Source organism: Faecalimonas umbilicata, assembly GCF_042846195.1.
GTDB lineage: Bacteria > Bacillota > Clostridia > Lachnospirales > Lachnospiraceae > Faecalimonas > Faecalimonas umbilicata.
In genome coordinates this window covers 2,161,895-2,185,316 of the sequence record NZ_AP031411.1, presented here as the reverse complement: position 1 = coordinate 2,185,316, position 23,422 = coordinate 2,161,895, and the positions used below count along the sequence as shown (strand labels likewise).

Here is a 23,422-nt window from a genome sequence, read left to right as displayed (position 1 = left end):
GTGGATATGAAACACAGTATCTAGGAGTGATGGAATGAAATATATAATGCTTCACGGTTTGGGACAATCTTCTGAAAGTTGGAGTGATACCGTAAAAGTATTCAATGATGATTTTGAAGTTTTATGCCCTAATTTATCAGATTGGCTTTTTGGAAAAATACCATGTTATGATACATTGTATCGGACATTGGAAACATACTGTGAACAGTTTGAAGAACCGCTAAATATTTGTGGACTTTCTTTAGGTGGTATTCTTGCTATGCAGTATGCGATAGAACACCCAGAAAAAATGAACTCATTAGTGTTAATAGGCACACAATATGAAATGCCAAAGTATCTGTTAAAAATGCAAAATCTGATATTCCGTATTATGCCTTGTTCAGCATTTGAAAAAATGGGTTTTCAGAAAACAGATTTTATCAATCTATGCAAATCTATGACAGAACTTAATTTTAAACATGAACTGAAAAAAATATCATGTTCGGTACTTGTTGTCTGTGGCGATAAGGATAAGATAAATAAAAAAGCTTCTTTAGAATTGCAACAACAGATAGAAAACGCAGAAATAGCTATTATTGAAAATGCAGGACATGAAGTAAATACAGATAACCCAACACTACTAGGGCAAAAGTTAAATGTATTTTTCAAACAATATGTCTGATAAACAATTTCATATCCATACACACAAAGCAGTTAGTCTTAGGATTGACTGCTTTTTTCATACCTAAATTTCAGATTGGAGTGATGAAATGAACGATATTTTTAAGGATATGCAGGCAAAAGTCGGCTGTGAATACATTTCCGACCTGCCCTCTTACAAGCGTAAGGTGTGGCATGAAATGAAACGGCTGAACCCTGCCGACTATGAAGAAAGACAGTTAGAAGATTTTTCTAAATATGTGTTTGGTATCTCATACCAGAACTTAAAAGATGTGATGAACCAACAGAAAGGACGTGAGGAACAATGCAGGAAACAAGGGTACTGGTGGAAACGAGAGGAACAACTGACGAAGAAACAATATCATACTGGTTCGACCTGCCGATAGATGTTGCCGAGTTTGAAGAAAAGTTAGGTATCGGTGCAGAAAGTGGGGATTACTGTATTATCGAAAAGGTGTTGCCTTATGCTGATGAAGTTCACGAACATACAAGCGTGTATCAGCTCAACGAATTAGATTTTATGTACCGCCAGCTTTCAAGTGATATGCAGGAAGAATATGTATCACTTCTGACCGTATATGACAATTTAGAAGCACTTTATATTTGCAGGAACGTGATTACGGTTTATCCTGACTGCAAAAGCATGATAGATGTTGCAAGGCAAAAGCTGATGAACGACCCGACATTTAAGCATTTATCCGAGGACTGTCAAGAATATTACTTTGACTTTGAAGCCTATGCTTCTCACTTGCAGGAACACGGGAAATTTTTAGTAACAGAACACGGTATCTTTGAACTGCCAGAGTAGGAAATGAGGTGGTGGTTATGATTGATGATATGGCGGTTTACATTGCTAATCTTGGCAAATACAATGAGGGATATTTAGTCGGTGCTTGGTTCACGTTTCCCATTGATGAGGAAGATGTAAAAGAAAAAATCGGCTTGAATGAACAGTATGAGGAATACGCAATCCATGATACCGACAACTTCCCCATTGCGATTGGCGAGTATGTTTCCATTGAAGAACTCAATGAGATGTATGAAATGATAGAGGAACTTCCCGACTATATCGTAGAGTGTCTGGACGAATTTATCAGCCACTACGGGACGCTGGAAGAAGTCGTGGAACACAAGGACGATATTTATTATTATCCCGACTGTGAAACCATGACAGACGTTGCCTACTACTACATAGACGAATTGCAGGCACTTGGCGACATTCCACCCAGCTTACAGAACTACATTGACTATGAAGCCTACGGGCGAGATTTGGATATGGGCGGTTGCTTTATTGAAACAAGCCGAGGTATGTGCGAGATACCATATTAACGCTGGAAGATCAGCGACAAGCATTGTTGCTACTGACAGCGTATTTCTCTTTTAAGGGACAGTCTGAAAATGGCTGTCCTTTTCTATTTTGAAAGGAGCTGAAAGAACTTGAAAAAGATTAAAAGCTACACGGGTATCTGGAACGTGGAAAAAGTCTTATATGCAATCAATGACTTTAACTTACCCTTTCCCGTTACTTTTACACAGATTACATGGTTTGTGATTACGGAATTTATCATCATTCTGTTTGGGGATATTCCCCCACTTTCCATGATTGAGGGAGCATTTCTCAAATACTTTGGTATTCCCGTTGCTCTCACTTGGTTCATGTCGCAGAAAACCTTTGACGGAAAGAAGCCGTACAGCTTTTTGAAATCACAGATAACCTATGCCCTGCGACCAAAAATCACTTATGCAGGAAAAGCCGTAAAACTGCATAAGCAGATATTAAATGAAACAATCACGGCAGTAAGGAGTGTGAACTATGTTCCCGATAAAATATATTGACAATAACCTTGTCTGGAACAAGGACAATGAAGTGTTTGCCTATTATGAGCTGGTACCATACAACTATTCTTTTCTATCCGCAGAGCAGAAATTTATCGTGCATGACAGTTTCCGACAGCTAATCGCACAGTCCCGTGAGGGTAAAATTCATGCGTTGCAGATTGCCACAGAAAGCTCCATACGAAGTATGCAGGAGCAGTCAAAGAAACTGGTAACGGGAAAATTAAAGGAAGTTGCCTACCAGAAAATAGACGAACAGACCGAAGCGTTAGTATCTATGATTGGGAACAATCAAGTGGACTACCGCTTTTTTCTTGGCTTTAAGCTCATGGTTACGGAAGAACAGCTCAATCTGAAGAACATCAAAAAATCGGCGTGGCTGACATTCAAAGAGTTTCTCCATGAAGTAAACCATACGCTGATGAATGATTTTGTTTCCATGCCGAATGATGAAATCAACCGTTACATGAAAATGGAAAAGTTACTGGAAAATAAAATCTCCCGTCGCTTTAAGGTGCGTCGCTTGGAAATCAATGATTTTGGGTATCTCATGGAACATCTTTACGGCAGGGACGGTATCGCTTATGAAGATTATGCGTACCAGCTACCAAAAAAAAAATTGAACAAAGAAACGCTGATAAAATACTACGACCTTATCCGTCCGACAAGGTGTGTGATTGAAGAAAGCCAGCGGTATTTACGCTTGGAACATGAGGACAAGGAAAGTTATGTGTCCTATTTTACCGTCAATGCGATTGTCGGCGAGCTTGATTTTCCGTCAAGTGAAATCTTCTATTTCCAGCAACAGCAATTCACATTCCCCGTTGATACTTCTATGAATGTAGAAATCGTGGAGAACCGAAAAGCATTAACAACCGTACGCAACAAGAAAAAGGAATTGAAAGACCTTGACAATCACGCTTATCAAGCAGGAGGTGAAACCAGCTCAAATGTGGTGGACGCTTTAGACAGCGTGGACGAGCTGGAAACGGACTTAGACCAGACAAAAGAAAGTATGTATAAGTTAAGCTACGTTATACGGGTGTCTGCACCCGATCTTGACGAGCTGAAACGCCGTTGTGATGAAGTCAAAGACTTTTACGACGACCTCAATGTAAAGCTGGTACGTCCTGCTGGGGATATGCTGGGGCTTCATTCTGAATTTTTACCTGCCAGCAAGCGATATATCAATGACTATGTGCAGTATGTAAAATCAGACTTCTTGGCAGGGCTTGGCTTTGGAGCGACCCAGCAGTTAGGGGAAACTACGGGTATCTATATGGGCTATTCCGTTGATACGGGAAGAAATGTGTACCTGCAACCGTCTTTAGCTTCGCAGGGCGTAAAAGGTACAGTTACCAACGCTTTAGCGTCTGCTTTTGTCGGTTCGCTTGGCGGTGGAAAGTCGTTCTGCAACAATCTTCTGGTGTATTATTCGGTGTTGTTTGGCGGTCAAGCAGTCATTTTAGACCCCAAAGCCGAGCGTGGCAACTGGAGAGAAACACTTCCAGAAATCGCCCATGAAATCAATATCGTAAATCTTACCAGCGATAAAGACAATGCAGGACTTCTTGACCCATTCGTGATTATGAAGAATGTAAAAGACGCTGAAAGTCTGGCAATCGACATCTTGACATTCCTTACGGGTATTTCCTCTAGGGACGGCGAAAAATTCCCCGTGTTACGAAAAGCGGTTCGTTCCGTTACCCAGAGCGACAGTCGGGGCTTGCTCCATGTAATAGACGAGCTACGCCGTGAAGATACGCCCATATCAAGAAATATCGCAGACCATATCGACAGCTTCACGGACTACGACTTTGCACATCTGCTGTTTTCAGACGGTACGGTGGAAAATGCAATCAGCCTTGATAACCAGCTCAATATCATTCAAGTAGCCGACCTTGTACTGCCAGATAAGGACACGACCTTTGAAGAATACACGACTATTGAATTATTGTCGGTATCTATGCTGATTGTGATTAGTACCTTTGCCCTTGATTTTATCCATTCGGACAGAAGTATTTTTAAGATTGTCGATTTGGACGAAGCGTGGGCGTTCTTAAATGTGGCACAAGGAGAAACGCTCTCTAACAAGCTGGTTCGTGCTGGACGAGCTATGCAGGCAGGTGTTTATTTCGTTACACAATCTTCTGGGGACGTGGCAAAGGAAAGTCTGAAAAACAATATCGGCTTAAAATTCGCTTTCCGTTCTACTGACATCAACGAGATAAAACAGACCTTAGAATTTTTCGGTATCGACAAGGACGATGAAAACAACCAGAAACGGCTTCGTGATTTGGAGAACGGACAATGCTTATTGCAGGACTTATACGGGCGTGTCGGTGTGGTACAGATACACCCAGTTTTTGAAGAACTGCTACACGCCTTTGATACCAGACCGCCCGTACAGAGAAATGAGGTGGAGTGATGAAAGAAAGGATAAAAGGTGCGTTCACAAAAAGGAAGATACTTCACTTTCTCAAAATGGCTCTGTTCGTGGTGGCACTCTCCCTTATCCTGCTTTCACTTTTGGGGACGGTGGCTCATGCGACGGGGCTTGTGGACGATACCATAAACGCAGAAAATCTTTACTCAAAATATCCCCTTTCCAACTACCAGCTTGATTTTTATGTGGATAATAGCTGGTCATGGTTGCCGTGGAACTGGCTGGACGGCATTGGAAAATCGGTACAGTACGGGCTTTACTGCATTACCAACTTTGTCTGGACGATAAGCCTTTATTTAAGCAATGCCACGGGCTATGTGGTGCAGGAAGCCTATAAACTTGATTTTATTAACGATATGGCAGACAGTATCGGAAAGAGCATACAGACCCTTGCAGGTGTAACCGAGAACGGCTTTTCTTCTACGGGCTTCTATGTTGGTTTCCTGCTTCTCATTATCTTAGTGGTGGGAATGTATGTTGCTTATACGGGACTTATCAAACGGGAAACCAGCAAGGCACTTCACGCTGTTATCAACTTTGTGGTGGTGTTCGTGCTGTCCGCTTCGTTTATTGCCTACGCTCCCGACTACATCAAGAAGATAAATGAATTTTCATCAGACATCAGTACCGCTTCTTTGGACTTGGGAACAAAAATCATGCTCCCCAACTCCGACAGCGAGGGCAAGGACAGCGTGGACTTGATACGGGACAGCCTATTTTCTATTCAAGTGGAACAGCCGTGGCTACTTCTGCAATTCGGTAACAGCAACACAGAAGAAATCGGGGCAGACCGTGTCGAAGCTCTTGTATCGGCAAGTCCAGAGGACGAGGACGGGAAAACCAGAGAGGAAGTCGTGAAAACAGAAATCGAAGATAACGACAACAACAATCTGACGATACCGCAGGTCGTGAACCGTTTAGGCATGGTGTTCTTCCTACTGTTCTTCAATTTAGGGATAACGATATTTGTATTCTTGCTTACGGGCATGATGTTATTTAGCCAGATACTTTTTATTATCTTTGCAATGTTTTTACCTATCAGCTTTTTACTTTCCATGATACCGAGCTATGAAAGCATGGCGAAGCAGGCAATCGTAAGGGTGTTTAATACCATAATGACACGGGCAGGAATAACGCTCATTGTAACGGTGGCGTTCAGCATTTCCAGTATGTTTTATAACATCTCCACGGACTATCCGTTCTTTATGGTAGCGTTCTTGCAGATAGTATGTTTCGCTGGTATTTATATGAAGCTGGGCGATTTAATGAGTATGTTCTCTTTGAACGCTGGCGACAGTCAAAACATGGGACGCAGGATATTCCGCAGACCATATCTGTTTATGCGACATAGAGCTAGGCGTATGGAAAGACGGCTTGCTGGTGCGGTTACTGCTGGCGGTGTTGCTGGTGCGGTGGCAGGTAGCACGATTTCAAACAGAAAACCGACAAGGAACACAGCCACAAAAGACAGTCGGGGCAATACATCTACTTCCAGTATGGGACAGCGTGCAGGCTCAAAGGTGGGTGCTGTCTTAGATACGAAAAATAAAGTGAAAGACAAGGCAAATGCTGTCAAAGAGAATATCAAGGATATGCCGACACAGACCGCTTATGCGGTGTATTCCGCAAAGGAAAAGGCAAAGTCCAGCGTGTCCGACTTTAAGCGTGGCATGGTGCAGGAACAGCAGTCCAGACAGACGGGACGTTTGGAAAAGCAGGAAAAGCATAGACAGAGTATCGCTGACAAGCGTATGGAGCTTCAAAAGGCACAAGAAGCAAGGCAGGCACAGCGAAAGGCTGACGGATCAGCGACAACGGGAGCTACCCGTCCCCATGAGCGACCAGCCACAGCTTCAAAGCCGAGTGCGGAAAAAATGCAGGAAGTCAAACGTCCTGCCACAGCGACCACTTCAAAAGCAAGTGAGCCAGTCAAGACAAATGTTATCAAAGAGCGTCCGTTATCTTCTGGTGCTTCTGATAAGAAAGCGACCCAGTCGGCACAGCCAGTACATAGGCAGAATGTAGAAAAAGTGGTATCGCAGGAAACACGCCAGAATTACACAAAAGACCGCAGGACAAAGGTTCAGCAGACGCAAACCGTCCAAAAGAACCAGCAGACAACAGAGAAAACTCGTAACCTTGTGATGAAGAAAGGACAGAAGAAAAAATGAAACTGAAACATATCGCTATCATTGGCACTCTGTTTCCTATCCTCTTTTCTCTGGTGCTTTTCTTTGGTGTCTTGATTAGTGCGGACAGCGACGACGAGAACAGCAATTTTTCTTCTGGCATTACGGGTATGAACTTATCCGCAGAAGTCTTGAAACATCAGCCTATGGTAGAAAAGTACGCCAGAGAATACGGTATTTCCGAGTATGTCAATGTGCTATTGGCTATCATTCAAGTAGAAAGTGGCGGTACGGCAGAAGATGTTATGCAGAGTTCGGAAAGTCTTGGTTTACCGCCTAATTCCTTAGATACGGAAAGCTCAATCAAGCAGGGGTGTAAGTATTTTGCGTCCCTGCTTTCTTCCTGCAAAAATCAAGGTATCGACGATTTGAATGTAGCGATACAGTCTTATAACTATGGCGGTGGCTATGTGGGATATGTGGCAGGAAAAGGAAAGAAACACACCTTTAATCTTGCAGAGAGCTTCGCCCGTGAAAAATCGGGTGGAAAGAAAGTAACCTACACCAACCCGATAGCCGTTGCGAAGAACGGGGGCTGGCGGTATCAGTATGGCAATCAATTTTACGTCGAATTAGTCAATCAGTATTTAACTGTTCCGCAGGTATCGGGAGAACTGGCACAAAAAGTAATGAATGAAGCATTGAAGTATCAAGGCTGGAAGTATGTATATGGCGGTAGCAATCCTAACACTTCCTTTGACTGTTCGGGGCTGACGCAATGGTGCTATGGAAAAGCTGGTGTTTCCTTACCGAGAACAGCACAAGCACAGTATGACGCCACCCAACATCTTCCACTCTCGCAGGCAAAGGCTGGGGACTTGGTATTTTTCCATTCTACCTATAACGCTGGAAGTTATGTAACACATGTCGGTATTCTTGTTTCGCCGACGCAGATGTACCACGCAGGAAATCCGATAGGATATGCAGACCTAAATAATAGTTACTGGCAACAGCACTTAATCGGTGCAGGACGAGTAAAACAATAGAAAGTGAGGATAACATTATGTTTAAGAAGAATAAGAAACAGACAGAAAATGTCAAAGAAAAAAAGGTGCGTACTGTCAAGGTAGGCACACATAAGAAAACCGTGATTGCGTTGTGGGTGGTGCTTATCGCAAGCGTGAGCTTTGGGGTGTATAAGAATTTTACGGCTATCGACCAGCACACGACCCATGAAAAAGAAATCATTGAACTTCGTTTGCAGGACACCAACGGGATAGAAAATTTCGTGAAGAACTTTGCGAAGTCTTATTACACATGGAGTAACAGCAAAGAAGCGATTGAAGCAAGGACGCAGGCAATCAGCGGTTATCTGACAAAGGAATTGCAAGACTTGAATGTTGATACAATCAGAACGGATATACCGACCAGCTCCACAGTTACAGATGTGATTGTGTGGCATATCGAGCAATCGGGAACGGACACTTTTTCTGCTACCTACGAAGTAGATCAGCAGATAAAAGAGGGAGAACAGACAAGCAATGTGAAAGCGACTTATACTGTAAAAGTCCATGTAGACGCTGACGGGGATATGGTAATCATTCAGAACCCTACTCTTGCACCAGCAATCGAAAAATCAGACTATGAGCCTAAGACACCAGAAGCAGACGCAAGCGTGGACGCTGATACGGTAAATGACGCTACCGCATTTCTGGAAACATTCTTTAAGCTCTATCCAACAGCCACAGAAAAAGAGCTTGCTTACTATGTATCTGGAAATGTGATTGAGCCTATCGGCAGGGACTACCTTTATTCTGAACTGGTAAACCCTATCTTTACAAAGGACGGGGATAATGTGAAAGTTAAAGTAGCTGTAAAATTCCTTGATAATCAGACAAAGGCGACACAAGTATCACAGTATGAGCTTGTGCTACATAAGGATAGCAACTGGAAGATTGTAGGATAAAAGAAAAAGGCTTGCAGTTCTGTATTGATTTGCAAGCCTAAATATATTATTTATACTTCTGGAAAATCCCGACTAATAAAGTATCTATCGCTTCAGCTAATTCAAATCTAACTTTATCTGAGGCAGAAAAAGCGTTTCCTAATTGCAAAGTTGTATAACCGTGAATTATTCCAGTAAGCATATTTAATATTTCAAGTGTTTTGTCTTTGTTAAGACTGCACGATTGGATAAGAGTAGTTAATAATGAAAGATAGTTGTTAAAAATGGTTGCTGTTTCCTCTGTTCCGTGCCACACAGCCCATTGAATTGTTTCATAAACTCCGGGGTGTTCAATCATATAGTTTAGGTATTCGATAGAAACTAACTTAATTGCTTCTTTCCCTATTTTTCCAACGGCAATTTTCATCATTCTTTCATTCATGTCACGCATACCATTATGAGCAACTTCTAAAAGAAGATTATCTAAACTTTCTATGTGATTATATAAAGATGGTGTACGAATGTTTAATTTTTGAGCAACAGCTTTTAACGAAACGTTATTTAATCCTTTTTCATCTGCTAAGTCTGATGTTGCTTTTATTACTGCTTCTTTAGTGGTTTTCATAGTTATGCACCTCATTCAAAATATCATACAAACACAATTCTAGCTAATTGAATTAGTGTAGTCAATAACACAATTAGAAAATTATGATTATTTATTGACTTTCTTAAAATTTTGTGTATAATAGGAATTGAAGTTAAATTAGATGCTAAAAATTTGTAATTAAGAAGGAGGGATTCGTCATGTTGGTATTCCAAATGCGTAATGTAGATAAAACATCTACTGTTTTGAAACAGACTAAAAACAGTGATTACGCAGATAAATAAATACGTTAGATTAATTCCTACCAGTGACTAATCTTATGACTTTTTAAACAGATAACTAAAATTACAAACAAATCGTTTAACTTCTGTATTTATTTACAGATGTAATCACTTCAGGAGTGATTACATGAACAAAAATATAAAATATTCTCAAAACTTTTTAACGAGTGAAAAAGTACTCAACCAAATAATAAAACAATTGAATTTAAAAGAAACCGATACCGTTTACGAAATTGGAACAGGTAAAGGGCATTTAACGACGAAACTGGCTAAAATAAGTAAACAGGTAACGTCTATTGAATTAGACAGTCATCTATTCAACTTATCGTCAGAAAAATTAAAACTGAACATTCGTGTCACTTTAATTCACCAAGATATTCTACAGTTTCAATTCCCTAACAAACAGAGGTATAAAATTGTTGGGAGTATTCCTTACCATTTAAGCACACAAATTATTAAAAAAGTGGTTTTTGAAAGCCATGCGTCTGACATCTATCTGATTGTTGAAGAAGGATTCTACAAGCGTACCTTGGATATTCACCGAACACTAGGGTTGCTCTTGCACACTCAAGTCTCGATTCAGCAATTGCTTAAGCTGCCAGCGGAATGCTTTCATCCTAAACCAAAAGTAAACAGTGTCTTAATAAAACTTACCCGCCATACCACAGATGTTCCAGATAAATATTGGAAGCTATATACGTACTTTGTTTCAAAATGGGTCAATCGAGAATATCGTCAACTGTTTACTAAAAATCAGTTTCATCAAGCAATGAAACACGCCAAAGTAAACAATTTAAGTACCGTTACTTATGAGCAAGTATTGTCTATTTTTAATAGTTATCTATTATTTAACGGGAGGAAATAATTCTATGAGTCGCTTTTTTAAATTTGGAAAGTTACACGTTACTAAAGGGAATGGAGATAAATTATTAGATATACTACTGACAGCTTCCAAGAAGCTAAAGAGGTCCCTAGCGCCTACGGGGAATTTGTATCGATAAGGGGTACAAATTCCCACTAAGCGCTCGGGACCCCTTGTAGGAAAATGTCCTAAGTGTGGCAACAATATTGTATTAAAAAAATCGTTTTATGGTTGTTCAAATTATCCTGAATGTAAGTTTACTTTAGCTGAACATTTTAGAAAGAAAAAACTAACCAAAACGAATGTAAAAGAATTACTGGAGGGAAAAGAAACCCTGGTAAAAGGAATCAAAAACAAAGAGAAAAAGCCCTACAATGCCGTTGTAAAAATTGGGGAAAAGGGATATATTGATTTTATCTCTTTTTCAAAATAAACATAAAAGCCCTTTAAAGAGGGCTTTTATATATTAATCACAAATCACTTATCACAAATCACAAGTGATTAATCACTTGTTTATTAAGATATTAAAAGCTATAATTTAAATAAAGCGTGAATTTTATGACACAAAAAGAGGGGGGAGAAACTTGGAACTAGCATTTAGAGAAAGCTTAAAAAAGATGAGAGGTACCAAATCAAAAGAAAAATTCTCCCAAGAATTAGAAATGAGTAGATCAAATTATTCACGAATAGAATCAGGAAAATCAGATCCAACCATAAAAACACTAGAACAAATTGCAAAGTTAACTAACTCAACGCTAGTAGTGGATTTAATCCCAAATGAGCCAACAGAACCAGAACCAGAAACAGAACAAGTAACATTGGAGTTAGAAATGGAAGAAGAAAAAAGCAATGATTTCGTGTGAATAATGCACGAAATCATTGCTTATTTTTTTAAAAAGCGATATACTAGATATAACGAAACAACGAACTGAATAAAGAATACAAAAAAAGAGCCACGACCAGTTAAAGCCTGAGAAACTTTAACTGCGAGCCTTAATTGATTACCACCAATCAATTAAAGAAGTCGAGACCCAAAATTTGGTAAAGTATTTAATTACTTTATTAATCAGATACTTAAATATCTGTAAACCCATTATATCGGGTTTTTGAGGGGATTTCAAGTCTTTAAGAAGATACCAGGCAATCAATTAAGAAAAACTTAGTTGATTGCCTTTTTTGTTGTGATTCAACTTTGATCGTAGCTTCTAACTAATTAATTTTCGTAAGAAAGGAGAACAGCTGAATGAATATCCCTTTTGTTGTAGAAACTGTGCTTCATGACGGCTTGTTAAAGTAAAAATTTAAAAATAGTAAAATTCGCTCAATCACTACCAAGCCAGGTAAAAGTAAAGGGGCTATTTTTGCGTATCGCTCAAAAAAAAGCATGATTGGCGGACGTGGCGTTGTTCTGACTTCCGAAGAAGCGATTCACGAAAATCAAGATACATTTACGCATTGGACACCAAACGTTTATCGTTATGGTACGTATGCAGACGAAAACCGTTCATACACTAAAGGACATTCTGAAAACAATTTAAGACAAATCAATACCTTCTTTATTGATTTTGATATTCACACGGAAAAAGAAACTATTTCAGCAAGCGATATTTTAACAACAGCTATTGATTTAGGTTTTATGCCTACGTTAATTATCAAATCTGATAAAGGTTATCAAGCATATTTTGTTTTAGAAACGCCAGTCTATGTGACTTCAAAATCAGAATTTAAATCTGTCAAAGCAGCCAAAATAATCTCGCAAAATATCCGAGAATATTTTGGAAAGTCTTTGCCAGTTGATCTAACGTGCAATCATTTTGGGATTGCTCGTATACCAAGAACGGACAATGTAGAATTTTTTGATCCCAATTACCGTTATTCTTTCAAAGAATGGCAAGATTGGTCTTTCAAACAAACAGATAATAAGGGCTTTACTCGTTCAAGTCTAACGGTTTTAAGCGGTACAGAAGGCAAAAAACAAGTAGATGAACCCTGGTTTAATCTCTTATTGCACGAAACGAAATTTTCAGGAGAAAAGGGTTTAGTAGGGCGCAATAGCGTTATGTTTACCCTCTCTTTAGCCTACTTTAGTTCAGGCTATTCAATCGAAACGTGCGAATATAATATGTTTGAGTTTAAAAACATTTTAAAATACTAATTAGATTAGTTAAATGACTATTTGAAATAGTATTTTGAGGAGTGATTATATGTGTACAAGATTTGTTTACAATGGTATAGATAAAATTGTTGGTTTTAATTTTGATATTGACCTTTCTGTATGGGATCATACTGTAATTACCGAAGAAAATAGATTTTATATTGGTATTAAAATGCCTGACGGTCTGTATCATTCATTTCATGGGATAAATAAAAATGGTAATGTAGGAACACTTCTTTATGTTCATGGTAATGAAAATGCAAGGTATATAGAAAGCGAGGATTGTATTACAATATCTGAATTAACAGAAAAATTCATTAAGGCAGAGATTTCTTTTGATAAAGCCTTGGACATTGTTAAAAAGAAAAAAATTATTTATGCACCAGATGCTACTATGCAAGCTATGCTTTCTGATAAAAAAGGACGAGTTTTAATTATTGAACCTGGAATTGGGTATAGATATGAACAAGAAAATTTTTCACTTATTACAAATTATTCTATTCTAAAACCAGATATAACAAAGCCGTACATTGTTTCTGGGGATACAAGATACGAAGTGGCTAAAGAGTTATTGGCAGGATATGATAAAGATTTTTCAGTAAATGACGCATTTAAAGTATTAAAATCTGTTTCTCAAAAAGACTTGTGGGCAACTAGGGTTTCATTTGTATATTCTACAGAAAAAAATAAAGTTTATTATGTCTTGAACAATGATTTTAGTAATGTATTTGAATTTCAGTTTTAATACTAATGAATTTATAAATTTGCAATTATGATAAGAAAGGTTATTATGATAGGACTAAAAAAGCGAGATATAAAAAAAGCGTTGAAAGCTGGTGCAAAAGCTGGCGGTGTATCATTGGCTGATGTTCGGGCAGATATTGAAGCGACGATTGATGAAGCTATGAATAGCACCGCCCCAGAAGTGTAGGCAAATTTCAAAAAATATTTTGGTAATAAACGCCCTACCCCAGAAGAATATATTTACAAGATTACCAAAAAGACAAAGATTTGAAAAAAGGCTTGCTCCATACATAGTGTATGATCTGCAAGCCTTAATCTATTTCAGAGGAAATTTAACAGTAAAAGTAGCACCTCCACCAGCAGTATCATTGATAATGATAATACCGTTCAGCATTTGAGTTAATTCTTTGGCGATACTTAGTCCCAGTCCAAAATTCGATTTGTTCGTATGGGACTTGTCGCCACTATAAAATCGGTCAAAGATATACTGCTTATCTTCATCAGAAATGCCTTGCCCGTGGTCTACCACAGAAAAAGCAATATTTTTTTCGGTGGCGATTACTTCTATCTCTATTAAAGAATTATTCTTGGAATGTTGAATGGCATTATCCATAAAGACACACAAGATTTGAAATAATCGGTCTTTGTCGGTAAACATAGCAGGATAACTTTCCTCGGATAAATGCAGTTTTAGTTCTAAATTCTGCTTCATGCAGACGGGTTCGTAGGTTTCATATAACGTAATGAGCAAGGTATCTACATTGATTGTGCTTTTATGCAATGTCCATGTTTTAGCGTCGGAAGAAGCCAAAAGCAACATATCTTTGACTAAACGGGATAACCGCATACATTCAAAATCTATGGTCTGTACGGCTTGCTTTGCCTGCTCGTTTAAGGAAACATTATCAAGAAGCATATCCGTGTTGGAAATCATAACAGCAAGTGGAGATTTTAATTCATGGGACGCTGTTGCAACAAAATCTTTTTGGCTTTGCAGTATTCGTTCCGTTGGAGCAAACGACTTTTTCAGCAGATAACGGGTCAGCACGATAACAACGATACAAGCCAAAAACCAGATAAGAAGATATATAGGCAATGTTTTTTGTAAAATATCCGTCAAACTGGCTGTCTGATAAAGAAAGGTTGCATGATACACGGTATCATTTGCTGTCCTAATTGTAGCAGGAATAACAAAATAAGTATCGTGATGTGTTCCTCTTATTTCCAGAAAACCGCCTTGTGAAGTTGTGCTGTTTTCTATTTGTGATAATGGTTGTGTAGAAATCTGCTTTTCTACATCATGCAACAGATTGTCCGCAGAAGTTGGAAATGGGAAATCACTCTGATAAATGGTATTCCCCCTTGTATCAGTAATTAAAGAAAAAATATGATAACTCTCTTCGTAGGTTTTGAGTGCTTTGTCCATATCCGAAGAAGCACTTTCCACTTGATAAATCAGCAAGGTTGTCAATCTCTGAAATAAGGTGCTTTCGTTGATTTTCTCTGTATGAACTGTGTTCGCAACGACAAAGGAAATCACAAGGGTAATAATCAGCATAACAGAACTTGCAAACAGAATATGAAGTTTTCGGTATAAGTTATTTAACATGTTTCTTTCTCCAGTTTGTACCCTGCACCGTAGACCGTTGTTATTTTACAGGAACTTTTTAATTCTTTTAGGCGTTTTCGCAGAAAAGAAATGTAACTGTCTACATTGCCAGTTTCTACCTCGGAAGAACTGCCCCAGATTTTAAGGATTAGCTGTTCACGGGAAAATAGTGTTTCTGGGTTCTGCATAAATACAAAAGTCAACTCGGTTTCTTTTGAAGTTAATAAAAGAGAATTGACGGGTGTAGATAAGGTTCGGCTGTCTTTATCGAAAGTTAAATCTCCATATTCTAATTTGGAAGATAACTGGATATTGGCAGGGCGTCTTGTTAATGCCCGAACTCTTGCAAGCAATTCTTTGATATGAAATGGTTTTACTAAATAATCATCAGCACCGCCGTCTAAACCCTCAACCCGATTGTCAAGGGTACTCATGGCAGTAATGATAAGGATAGGAATAGAAATTCCTTTTTTACGCATAGATTTTATGATTGTCAAACCGTCAATAATCGGTAACATACGGTCTACAATGGCGAGGTCATAAGCATAGTCTGTATTTAAGGCATACAGCATAGCAGTTTCCCCGTCATTGCAACAATCAACCATATAGTTTTCTTTTTCCAGAGAAATTTTTATATTTTTACATAACTCTAAATCATCTTCCAGAAGAAGTATTTTCATAATGTATCAATCCTTTTCTATATAAATTATAGACAGTATAACAGAAAAGTCTGTAAAAATCCTCTAAAAAATGATGATGATTTTCTTACTTTTTTACAGGATTTTTAGAATGGTTTGCTTTTACAATAGGGGCATATCGAACAAGAAAGGTGGAATACAAAAATGAAAAAAACAAACATCAGTAAATTCATAGCAGTTGGATTATGTATCTGTGCATTGACGGGGTGTGGTGCAAGTCCAAATGAGAAGCCAGATACGTCTAATCCTATTGTCAATTCTAATACGAATGAAGAAAATACAAATGGTTCTTCAGAAAATAAAGGAAACGACATATTAGAGTCTGCTAATTTGAGAGGAAGTGTTTTGGAATTTACAGACAATGGTTGCTTGGTAAATCAAGCAAAAGATATTGAGGGTGGAGCTGGGATAAAAATAGAAGCACCGGGAATGGAAAATAAAGACAATGCTGTTTCTGTAACCTATAACCCAGATTGTGAATTTGTCATTGCCACAGTAAATGCACAGTCTGGTGTTACAAATGTAACAACGGGTTCTATATCCGATGTAAAAAAACAATCTGAAGTATATCTTTATGGAGAATTTGCAGACACACTTCATTTCAATGCAACAAAGGTTGTCATAGCCCGTTGGGAATAGAGGTGTGAAGTATGAAGTTTTATCAACTTGGTTTTCGCTATTTACAGCGAAAAAAAGGAAAAACCATTCTTTTGTTGATTGTTTTGATACTTGTAAACAGTATGATTTTAGGTACAAGCATGATTTTAAGGACTACAAATGAGTCCAAACAAGCCATGCAGGAAAAGACAAATTCTAAGATTGTAGCTGAAATTACAAGTAAGGACAGCAAGATAACAGAGAATGAAGTAAACAAGATTGAAACGCTGGAAGATGTTTCAGCTATCAACCGTATCGGCAGGCAAGATGTATTTCCAGCTAGTTTTGCTCCCGTTACGCTCAATACTTCTACGAATGAGGAAAATTTGAAAATAGCGTTGCTCTCCTATGATGATTTGGAAAAGGACAGCCCTTTTTCAGAAATGCAGTACCGCTTATCTTCTGGCGATTATATCAAACATGAGAAAAAAGGTGCTGTTATCAATGCGAACCTTGCAAATCAAAATGAGCTAAAAGTTGGAGATACGATTGAATTAAGTACAGAAAACGGAACAAAAGTATCTGTTCAAATTATTGGAATTTTCATGTCCGCAGGAAATGTGGAAAAAGACCAGCCAACAGAAACTACCGCAGTCAATCGAATAGAAAATCAAGTCTTTATTGACAACAGCACTTATAAAGAATTGTTCAAAGAAGCTGAATTTGAAAAACTCTGCGTTTATTCAAAAAGACCAGAAAAATTAGATGTGCTGGAAACCAGCTTGCAAAAAATATTCGGAAATGATGTAGAACTTAGCACTTCCGATACCCTTTATCAACAGATGTCTGCTCCATTAGAGCAAATCAGTAAGGTGGCAAATCTTATGCTGGTACTTACATTGGTAACTGGTACTGTTGTTGTTTCCCTGCTGTTATGTATGTGGATGCGGACAAGGCAAAAAGAGGTGGCAATCTTTATGAGCCTCGGCAAGACAAAAAGTGAAATTTTCCTGCAAACTTTATTAGAAGCAGGCAGTGTATTTACACTTTCGGTTTTAGGAGCAACAGCCATTGGTAAATTGTTCTCGGGCGTTTTGCAAAATGTCATTACTGGTTCAGAAACAGTAACAGAAAATCTGAAAGTGGTGTTGCAGATACAAGATATTGGAATGTTGTTCCTTTTAGGTGGTGCAGTTATTCTGGTGGCATTGTGCTGTTCCATTCTTCCGATATTACGAGCAAACCCAAAAGATATATTAGCGAAAATGGAGGGATAGTACATGAATTTTTTTGGATTGGCAAGGCGTTCTGTGTTCAGAAAGCCCATAAAAAGTATTCTCTTATTGTTGATTGTTTTTGCAATCAGTACCCTGCTTCTTGCAGGTGTGGCGAGCAAAAATGCCAGTATTGAGGTGCAGGACAAAACCAGACAAGCCATAGGTGCAGGCTTTCTTTTAGAAAGAAATGCAGAGTACCGAACAAAACGAGTTCGTGAATACTCAGAAAAGATTGGTAATGATAAGGAAGGTAGTTTTGGTGGCTACCATCAGGAAAAAGAGATTATCAATGGTGTGGAGACTTGGTCAGGCTGGACAACAAATGAATTTGAAAGCTTAGATATAAAAGACATTGAGAAACTGGCAAAAACAAAAGGAATTGCTGATTACAATATTACAACAGCAACAACTCCTGTAAACCCTGTAAATTTCAAAAGAATTGAAGATAAAGATGTAGACCAAAGTGTAGATGAGGGAGGTGTAAGCTTAATTGGAAACAAAGATATGAAACTTGACAGAAATGTTTTATCTGGAAACCTGCATATCAAAGAGGGGCGAATGATAACCCCAGAGGATAAAGATATGTGTGTCATTTCAGAGGAACTTGCAAATCAAAATAATCTGAAAATCGGCGATAAGATTTCTTTTAATGATTACCACGATACTGAAAATTCAAAGGTATCAGAAGCTGAGATTGTTGGAATTTATCAAGTGGATCAAAAGATGTCCCCACTTATGCAGGGAGATACTTACCGTTCGGAAAATGTAATATTTACAGATTTGAGATTTCCAGAAAAGGCAGAGGGTGAAACAAGTCCATTATATGAAAGAGCCTATTTCAAAGTAGAAGATGTGGAAGCTTACGACGAAGTAAAAGAAAATCTGCAAAAAGTAGACATCAACTGGGAGCAATATGATTTGATTGACAATAACGGAAATTCCGAAACCATGTCCTCAAACTTCAATGATTTAGCAAAAGTAAGCGAAATGATGATATTGGTAATCTCTGTTGCAAGTTTTGTTATCCTTGTTTTAGTATTTCTGTTCTGGCTGAAAAATCGAGTGCAGGAAGTCGGCATTTTCTTATCTCTCGGTGTTCCGAAATTCAGAATTATCGGGCAGATTTGGAGTGAAGCGATTATGATTGCTGTTCTTTCCCTTATGCTATCCTTTGCTGTCGCTCCTGCCGTTTCCAAAGTAACTGCAAATTATCTGGTATCACAGCAGGTTCAGCAAATGCAGGAAGAAGAAAAAAATAACGAGGGAAAAGTATCCACAGAATATGTTGCACCAAAGCAGGACGTGCAGAATATCAGCGTAGAGGTTACGCCAGAAATGTATCTGTTGGACGGAGCAAGTGTTCTTGTGTTGATAACGGCTTCTGTTCTGGTATCTGGAATTGTAATACTAAAGAGAAACCCGAAAGATATTTTATCGGAAATGAGTTAGGAGGACGACGAAAATGTTAGAAGTAAAGAATGTAAGCTATGCTTACAAAACAAAAAAAGATAAAACCATTTTGAATAATGTATCTGCTACTTTCGAGGAGGGTATTTTTTATACTATTGTCGGTCCGAGTGGTGCAGGAAAAACAACACTCTTATCGTTGTTAGCAGGCTTAGACACAGCGGTAAAAGGGACTGTCCTTTGCAATGGCGAGGACATTACAAAAAAAGGGCTGAATTACCACAGAAAGCATAATATCTCATTGGTATTTCAAAATTATAATCTGATTGATTATTTGACAACGGTTGAAAATGTCAAATTAGGTGGTAGTGGAAATGCTGAAAAATTATTGGAAGAAGTCGGCATTGGAAAAGAATACTGGCAGAGAAATGTATTGCAACTATCTGGCGGACAGCAACAGCGTGTAGCGATTGCAAGAGCATTAGCCAGCGACGCTCATGTACTTTTGGCAGACGAACCGACGGGAAATCTTGACGAAACTACCGCTGATGAAATCATTGCTTTGCTGAAAAAGACTGCACATGAATTAGGAAAATGTGTTGTTGTGGTTACACACAGTAAGCATTTGGCAGAAGAAGCCGACGAAATCTTAGAAATTAAAAACGGTGCAATTTCTTTTCTGTCTGATTAAATTAGAATAGTGCCGTAAAGGAGTTGTCATTATGGAATATTTTAGATATACCTCGACGCAATCAGTTTGAACCTAACGGCATTTTTATAACAACTGAATATAGCACAGTTTTAAAAGCTCGTACAGACTATATGTTTTGTGCGGGCTTTTTTCATGCCAGAAAAAAATTTTTTAAAGTTTTTTCGATTTTGGTTACGCTGTCCCCCACTTTCAACGCGGTATATATGAAAAGGGGCAGACACCTCTTTTCGACTAGCGAAAGGAGGTGAGGAAAATGAAACCGTCAGAACTACAAGAAAAAACCTGTCATCAATTCGATTGTGCTATTAAAACAGTTATACGTCATAGAGCGATTGACTTCTATCGAGCGATACGTCGTTCAGAGAAAAAAGAAATGCCATTCGCCGAAATTATGGACGACCTCTTAAATTCCATAGGTACAGAAGATACATATTCTACGGATTATGTTGCGGTATTTGAAGTCTGTGGAGAAAAAGTATCAATCGAAGATGAACAACTGGCTCGTGCATTGAAAGCTATTGAAGAACGAAAGCGTAATATCGTTTTACAGTATTTTTTCATTGGCGACACGGACACTTACATTGGGAAAATGCTTGACTGTTCCAGAGCGAATGTAACGAAGTGCAGAATACAAGCACTAGACAAGTTAAAGCAACTGATTGAGGAGGAAAAAGAAAAATGCCAAAAGAGCTGACACCGACTTTCACGGTTATTTCCAAAGCCTGCGACGGCGACGAAACAGCAATTTCAAAAATCTTGGAATTTTATGACCCATATATCAATCAGTGCTGTATGCGTCCGTTTTACGACGATAACAACAACTTACGTCTTGCGGTAGATTTGGAAATGAAAGGTTTTATCAAAGAAGCGATTATTCGTAAAATCTTAAACTTTGATATTAAACGCTTCTAATTCATATTGGGATTGATTATGCCCGTCTGGTCTTTGACAACTGAATAAAGCAGACAGATACGTTTGTGAGATAGCAAGCCACGGGGACTGTACGCCATGACCTTTCCAAAAGAAAGCGAGCGACCCACGCAGTGATCCGAGAGCGACTGTTGGAATAGTCGTTTTGCCACGACCTATCCTCACAGAATAATGATACGTCCGCATGGTGCGGTTCTGCCCACAAGAATGGGAATAGTTGAGATACTAACGGAGCTTTCCAAAGCCGTTTGTCTGCTTGTAAAAAAATGACACACAGTAAAGGGGGTGCATAGATTATGAACAATACTGATGTGCCTATCTGGGAAAAATATACGCTGACGATTGAAGAAGCGTCTAAATACTTCCGTATTGGCGAAAAGAAATTGCGTAAATTAGCCGAAGAAAATCTTGACGCTGGCTGGGTTATCGTGAACGGTAATCGTATTCAGATTAAGCGAAAACAATTTGAAAAAATCATAGATACATTGGACGAAATCTAATGTCATTGAGCCGTAGATATGGTATAATATTAGTAGCGTATCACGGCTCATTCCATGACGGAAAGGAGCTTTACACTATGTCTAATGTGAAACGAAAAGACAGTAAAAATCGCAATTTGCGTAATGGAGAGAGCCAGCGAAAAGACGGAAGATACGTTTATAAATATACCGATATATACGGAAAGCCACAATTTATCTATTCTTGGAAACTTGTACCGACAGACAAGACACCTGCTGGAAAGCGTGATGATATATCGTTGAGGGAAAAAGAAGCACAGATAAAAAAAGACCTTAACGACGGTATCGACACAGTCGGCGGTAAAATGACAGTCTGCCAGCTCTACGACAAGAAGAACAGTCAAAGAAAGAACATCAAAAGGGCTACTGAAAAAGGACGACAGTATCTTATGAACGCTTTGAAAAATGACCCATTAGGTATGAGGGCGATTGATACGGTTAAGCAGTCGGACGCTAAAGAATGGGCTATCAGAATGAGCGAAAAAGGATATGCCTATAAAACGATTGATAACTATAAACGTTCCTTGAAAGCGTCATTTTACATGGCAATACAAGACGACTGTATCAGAAAGAACCCATTTGAATTTAAGTTAAGTGATGTTCTGGAAGATGATACCGAACAGAAAGTTATCCTTACACCAGAGCAGGAAGAACACCTGCTTGCCTTTATGGAAAAGGACAAGATTTACAGTAAGTATTATGATGAGGTTGTGCTTCTGCTGGAAACGGGACTTCGTATTTCTGAATTTTGCGGACTGACGACGCATATTGATATGCAGAACAGAATACTCAATATAGACCACCAGTTATTGAAAGATAGCGAAATGGGCTACTATATTGAAACACCAAAGACCAAAAACGGAAAACGGGAACTTCCATTGACAGAACGGGCTTATCAAGCAATCCAAAGAATACTAAAGAACAGAGGAAAGGCACAACCGCTGATTGTAGGTGGTTACAGCAATTTCCTATTCCTAAATCGTGAGGGCTTGCCTAAAGTTGCAGGAAACTATGAGGGCATGGTGCGAGGACTGATTAAGAAGTATAACAAGTATCACACGGACAAGTTACCGAACATCACGCCACATTCATTCAGACATACTTATTGTACGAATATGGCAAACAGAGGAATGAACCCAAACACTCTGCAATATCTCATGGGACACGCTAACATAACCATGACACTTGGCTATTATGCACACGGCACATTTCAATCTGCAAAAGCAGAACTGGAAAGGCTGGCTTGTTAATATCGGAGCTTATATTTACTACTCATTTACTACTTTTGGTTGCATTTTCATGCTGGTAAATGCCAGCTTATGCAAGGTATCTTCCGAAAAGAAAATACCGATAAAGCCCTAAAATACGGGATATATCGGCATTTACCAACTTATGAAAAGATAATCAGAAATTTAGTAAGTTTTTTTGTTAAAAAATGGAATTGAAGTGTAGCTTTTTATTAAAAAATCGTATATTTTTCTGTGGCAATTTTTGAAAGAAAAATGCCGAAGAATGTAGCAAAATCAAGGGTTTTCGAGGATTTTACTGTGGAGAAAACTGAATTTATTTTGAGAGATACTGTGGAAGGATTTTTTAATGAAATCGAGATAAAAGTGAGATGTAAATTAAAACGAGATTTTTTCAAATGAAGATTGCCAGTGATGCTATTTATCACTGGTGAGTTGTTTTTGCTGTACTTTTTACGATTGATAGGAGTAGTGTTGATGTAAGATAAGTCCTTCTTCATAGTTTACCTCAAAGACCTCTATAAATATGAAAGACATCAAGCTGATACACAAATAAAGTAAGATGTACAGTTACAACTCTTCAAATATATTTAACAAACCCAGATGACTATTTTACTCCTATCAGTCAAAGAGTCTACTCAACGCATCATGAGTAGACTCTTTTGAATTATGAAAGTCTGCAAAGTGATGGCACATTGATGTCAAGACTATAAACAATGTCAATGTTGTCAACTACTTAGAAGAGATAATTATATAGTAACTGTA

25 protein-coding genes and 2 pseudogenes are annotated in these 23,422 nt (G+C 38.4%); 24 read left to right on the top strand and 3 right to left on the bottom strand.

The features are described 5' to 3' along the window. Positions 1-34: 34 nt before the first annotated feature. The 9 genes from ACGG81_RS10425 (at position 35) to ACGG81_RS10385 (ending at position 9,037) form a co-directional block, all read left to right on the top strand. Positions 35-661, top strand: coding sequence for an alpha/beta fold hydrolase (locus tag ACGG81_RS10425; RefSeq protein WP_022620533.1), 627 nt, complete (start codon positions 35-37; stop codon positions 659-661). A gap of 88 nt (positions 662-749) precedes the next feature. Further along, positions 750-1,046: a conjugal transfer protein gene (locus tag ACGG81_RS10420; protein ID WP_074038079.1), complete on the top strand. Its 297-nt coding sequence runs from the start codon at positions 750-752 to the stop codon at positions 1,044-1,046. Then, positions 965-1,468 (top strand): antirestriction protein ArdA, encoded by a 504-nt coding sequence (locus ACGG81_RS10415; protein WP_025489601.1) that lies wholly within the window; start codon positions 965-967, stop codon positions 1,466-1,468. The genes ACGG81_RS10420 and ACGG81_RS10415 overlap by 82 nt, the downstream gene beginning before the upstream one ends. A gap of 17 nt (positions 1,469-1,485) precedes the next feature. Further along, positions 1,486-1,989, top strand: coding sequence for an antirestriction protein ArdA (locus ACGG81_RS10410; RefSeq protein ID WP_002323345.1), 504 nt, complete (start codon positions 1,486-1,488; stop codon positions 1,987-1,989). Positions 1,990-2,097: 108 nt separating this feature from the next. Next, positions 2,098-2,496: a conjugal transfer protein gene (locus ACGG81_RS10405; RefSeq protein WP_003061368.1), complete on the top strand. Its 399-nt coding sequence runs from the start codon at positions 2,098-2,100 to the stop codon at positions 2,494-2,496. After that, positions 2,474-4,924: an ATP-binding protein gene (locus ACGG81_RS10400; RefSeq protein WP_025489602.1), complete on the top strand. Its 2,451-nt coding sequence runs from the start codon at positions 2,474-2,476 to the stop codon at positions 4,922-4,924. Before ACGG81_RS10405 ends, ACGG81_RS10400 begins: the two co-directional genes overlap by 23 nt. After that, positions 4,924-7,113 carry a CD3337/EF1877 family mobilome membrane protein gene (locus ACGG81_RS10395; RefSeq protein ID WP_025489603.1) on the top strand — a complete coding sequence of 730 codons (2,190 nt, stop codon included), beginning with the start codon at positions 4,924-4,926 and terminating at the stop codon, positions 7,111-7,113. The genes ACGG81_RS10400 and ACGG81_RS10395 overlap by 1 nt, the downstream gene beginning before the upstream one ends. Continuing rightward, on the top strand, positions 7,110-8,117 hold the full coding sequence (locus ACGG81_RS10390) for a lysozyme family protein (protein WP_025489604.1): 1,008 nt from the start codon (positions 7,110-7,112) through the stop codon (positions 8,115-8,117). The genes ACGG81_RS10395 and ACGG81_RS10390 overlap by 4 nt, the downstream gene beginning before the upstream one ends. Positions 8,118-8,134: 17 nt before the next feature. Further along, entirely contained in the window at positions 8,135-9,037 is a 903-nt protein-coding gene (locus ACGG81_RS10385; protein WP_025489605.1) for a conjugal transfer protein, read from the top strand. 46 nt (positions 9,038-9,083) lie between these two features. On the opposite strand, the gene ACGG81_RS10380 is transcribed toward ACGG81_RS10385, so the two are convergent. Beyond that, positions 9,084-9,641, bottom strand: coding sequence for a TetR/AcrR family transcriptional regulator (locus ACGG81_RS10380; protein WP_005946872.1), 558 nt, complete (start codon positions 9,639-9,641; stop codon positions 9,084-9,086). A gap of 179 nt (positions 9,642-9,820) precedes the next feature. Between ACGG81_RS10380 and ACGG81_RS10375 the strand changes: the two genes are divergently transcribed. The 7 genes and pseudogenes from ACGG81_RS10375 to ACGG81_RS10345 all read left to right on the top strand — a co-directional run bounded on the left by ACGG81_RS10375 (position 9,821) and on the right by ACGG81_RS10345 (position 13,933). Then, positions 9,821-9,904 (top strand): 23S rRNA methyltransferase attenuation leader peptide, encoded by an 84-nt coding sequence (locus tag ACGG81_RS10375; RefSeq protein ID WP_001814874.1) that lies wholly within the window; start codon positions 9,821-9,823, stop codon positions 9,902-9,904. 124 nt (positions 9,905-10,028) lie between these two features. Continuing rightward, positions 10,029-10,766 carry a 23S rRNA (adenine(2058)-N(6))-methyltransferase Erm(B) gene (erm(B), locus tag ACGG81_RS10370; RefSeq protein ID WP_001038792.1) on the top strand — a complete coding sequence of 246 codons (738 nt, stop codon included), beginning with the start codon at positions 10,029-10,031 and terminating at the stop codon, positions 10,764-10,766. A gap of 169 nt (positions 10,767-10,935) precedes the next feature. Further along, positions 10,936-11,196, top strand: a pseudogene (locus ACGG81_RS10365) (topoisomerase DNA-binding C4 zinc finger domain-containing protein); the annotation flags it as partial. Positions 11,197-11,347: 151 nt separating this feature from the next. Next, positions 11,348-11,626 carry a helix-turn-helix transcriptional regulator gene (locus tag ACGG81_RS10360; protein WP_024407057.1) on the top strand — a complete coding sequence of 93 codons (279 nt, stop codon included), beginning with the start codon at positions 11,348-11,350 and terminating at the stop codon, positions 11,624-11,626. Between the two features lie 521 nt (positions 11,627-12,147). Then, complete coding sequence (locus ACGG81_RS10355) at positions 12,148-12,918, top strand: primase C-terminal domain-containing protein (protein ID WP_242998071.1); 771 nt, start codon at positions 12,148-12,150, stop codon at positions 12,916-12,918. 49 nt (positions 12,919-12,967) lie between these two features. Then, positions 12,968-13,663, top strand: coding sequence for a hypothetical protein (locus tag ACGG81_RS10350; protein ID WP_009905043.1), 696 nt, complete (start codon positions 12,968-12,970; stop codon positions 13,661-13,663). A 45-nt stretch (positions 13,664-13,708) separates the two neighbouring features. Next, positions 13,709-13,933: pseudogene (locus tag ACGG81_RS10345) on the top strand (hypothetical protein). Between the two features lie 45 nt (positions 13,934-13,978). Here the strand turns inward: ACGG81_RS10345 and ACGG81_RS10340 are convergent. Both ACGG81_RS10340 and ACGG81_RS10335 read right to left on the bottom strand, forming a co-directional pair. Further along, positions 13,979-15,271: a cell wall metabolism sensor histidine kinase WalK gene (locus ACGG81_RS10340; protein ID WP_021364213.1), complete on the bottom strand. Its 1,293-nt coding sequence runs from the start codon at positions 15,269-15,271 to the stop codon at positions 13,979-13,981. Next, positions 15,265-15,951, bottom strand: coding sequence for a response regulator transcription factor (locus ACGG81_RS10335; RefSeq protein WP_025489606.1), 687 nt, complete (start codon positions 15,949-15,951; stop codon positions 15,265-15,267). Before ACGG81_RS10335 ends, ACGG81_RS10340 begins: the two co-directional genes overlap by 7 nt. Before the next feature lie 162 nt (positions 15,952-16,113). Here ACGG81_RS10335 and ACGG81_RS10330 point away from each other — a divergent pair, with 162 nt between their 5' ends. The 8 genes from ACGG81_RS10330 to ACGG81_RS10295 all read left to right on the top strand — a co-directional run bounded on the left by ACGG81_RS10330 (position 16,114) and on the right by ACGG81_RS10295 (position 22,660). Further along, on the top strand, positions 16,114-16,608 hold the full coding sequence (locus ACGG81_RS10330) for a hypothetical protein (protein WP_025489607.1): 495 nt from the start codon (positions 16,114-16,116) through the stop codon (positions 16,606-16,608). 11 nt (positions 16,609-16,619) lie between these two features. Further along, positions 16,620-17,843, top strand: coding sequence for an ABC transporter permease (locus ACGG81_RS10325; protein ID WP_025489608.1), 1,224 nt, complete (start codon positions 16,620-16,622; stop codon positions 17,841-17,843). A gap of 3 nt (positions 17,844-17,846) precedes the next feature. After that, positions 17,847-19,292, top strand: a complete 1,446-nt coding sequence (locus ACGG81_RS10320) for an ABC transporter permease (protein WP_077710200.1) — start codon at positions 17,847-17,849, stop codon at positions 19,290-19,292. A 13-nt stretch (positions 19,293-19,305) separates the two neighbouring features. Beyond that, positions 19,306-19,941, top strand: a complete 636-nt coding sequence (locus ACGG81_RS10315; RefSeq protein WP_003431891.1) for an ABC transporter ATP-binding protein — start codon at positions 19,306-19,308, stop codon at positions 19,939-19,941. 274 nt (positions 19,942-20,215) lie between these two features. After that, positions 20,216-20,656, top strand: a complete 441-nt coding sequence (locus ACGG81_RS10310) for an RNA polymerase sigma factor (RefSeq protein WP_003431889.1) — start codon at positions 20,216-20,218, stop codon at positions 20,654-20,656. After that, the gene (locus tag ACGG81_RS10305) at positions 20,641-20,874 is read left to right on the top strand and encodes a helix-turn-helix domain-containing protein (protein ID WP_003431885.1); all 234 of its coding nucleotides are present in this window, start codon (positions 20,641-20,643) and stop codon (positions 20,872-20,874) included. The genes ACGG81_RS10310 and ACGG81_RS10305 overlap by 16 nt, the downstream gene beginning before the upstream one ends. A gap of 314 nt (positions 20,875-21,188) precedes the next feature. Continuing rightward, positions 21,189-21,392, top strand: a complete 204-nt coding sequence (locus ACGG81_RS10300) for an excisionase (protein WP_002347229.1) — start codon at positions 21,189-21,191, stop codon at positions 21,390-21,392. A gap of 77 nt (positions 21,393-21,469) precedes the next feature. Next, on the top strand, positions 21,470-22,660 hold the full coding sequence (locus tag ACGG81_RS10295) for a site-specific integrase (RefSeq protein WP_025489609.1): 1,191 nt from the start codon (positions 21,470-21,472) through the stop codon (positions 22,658-22,660). Positions 22,661-23,422 lie beyond the last annotated feature (762 nt).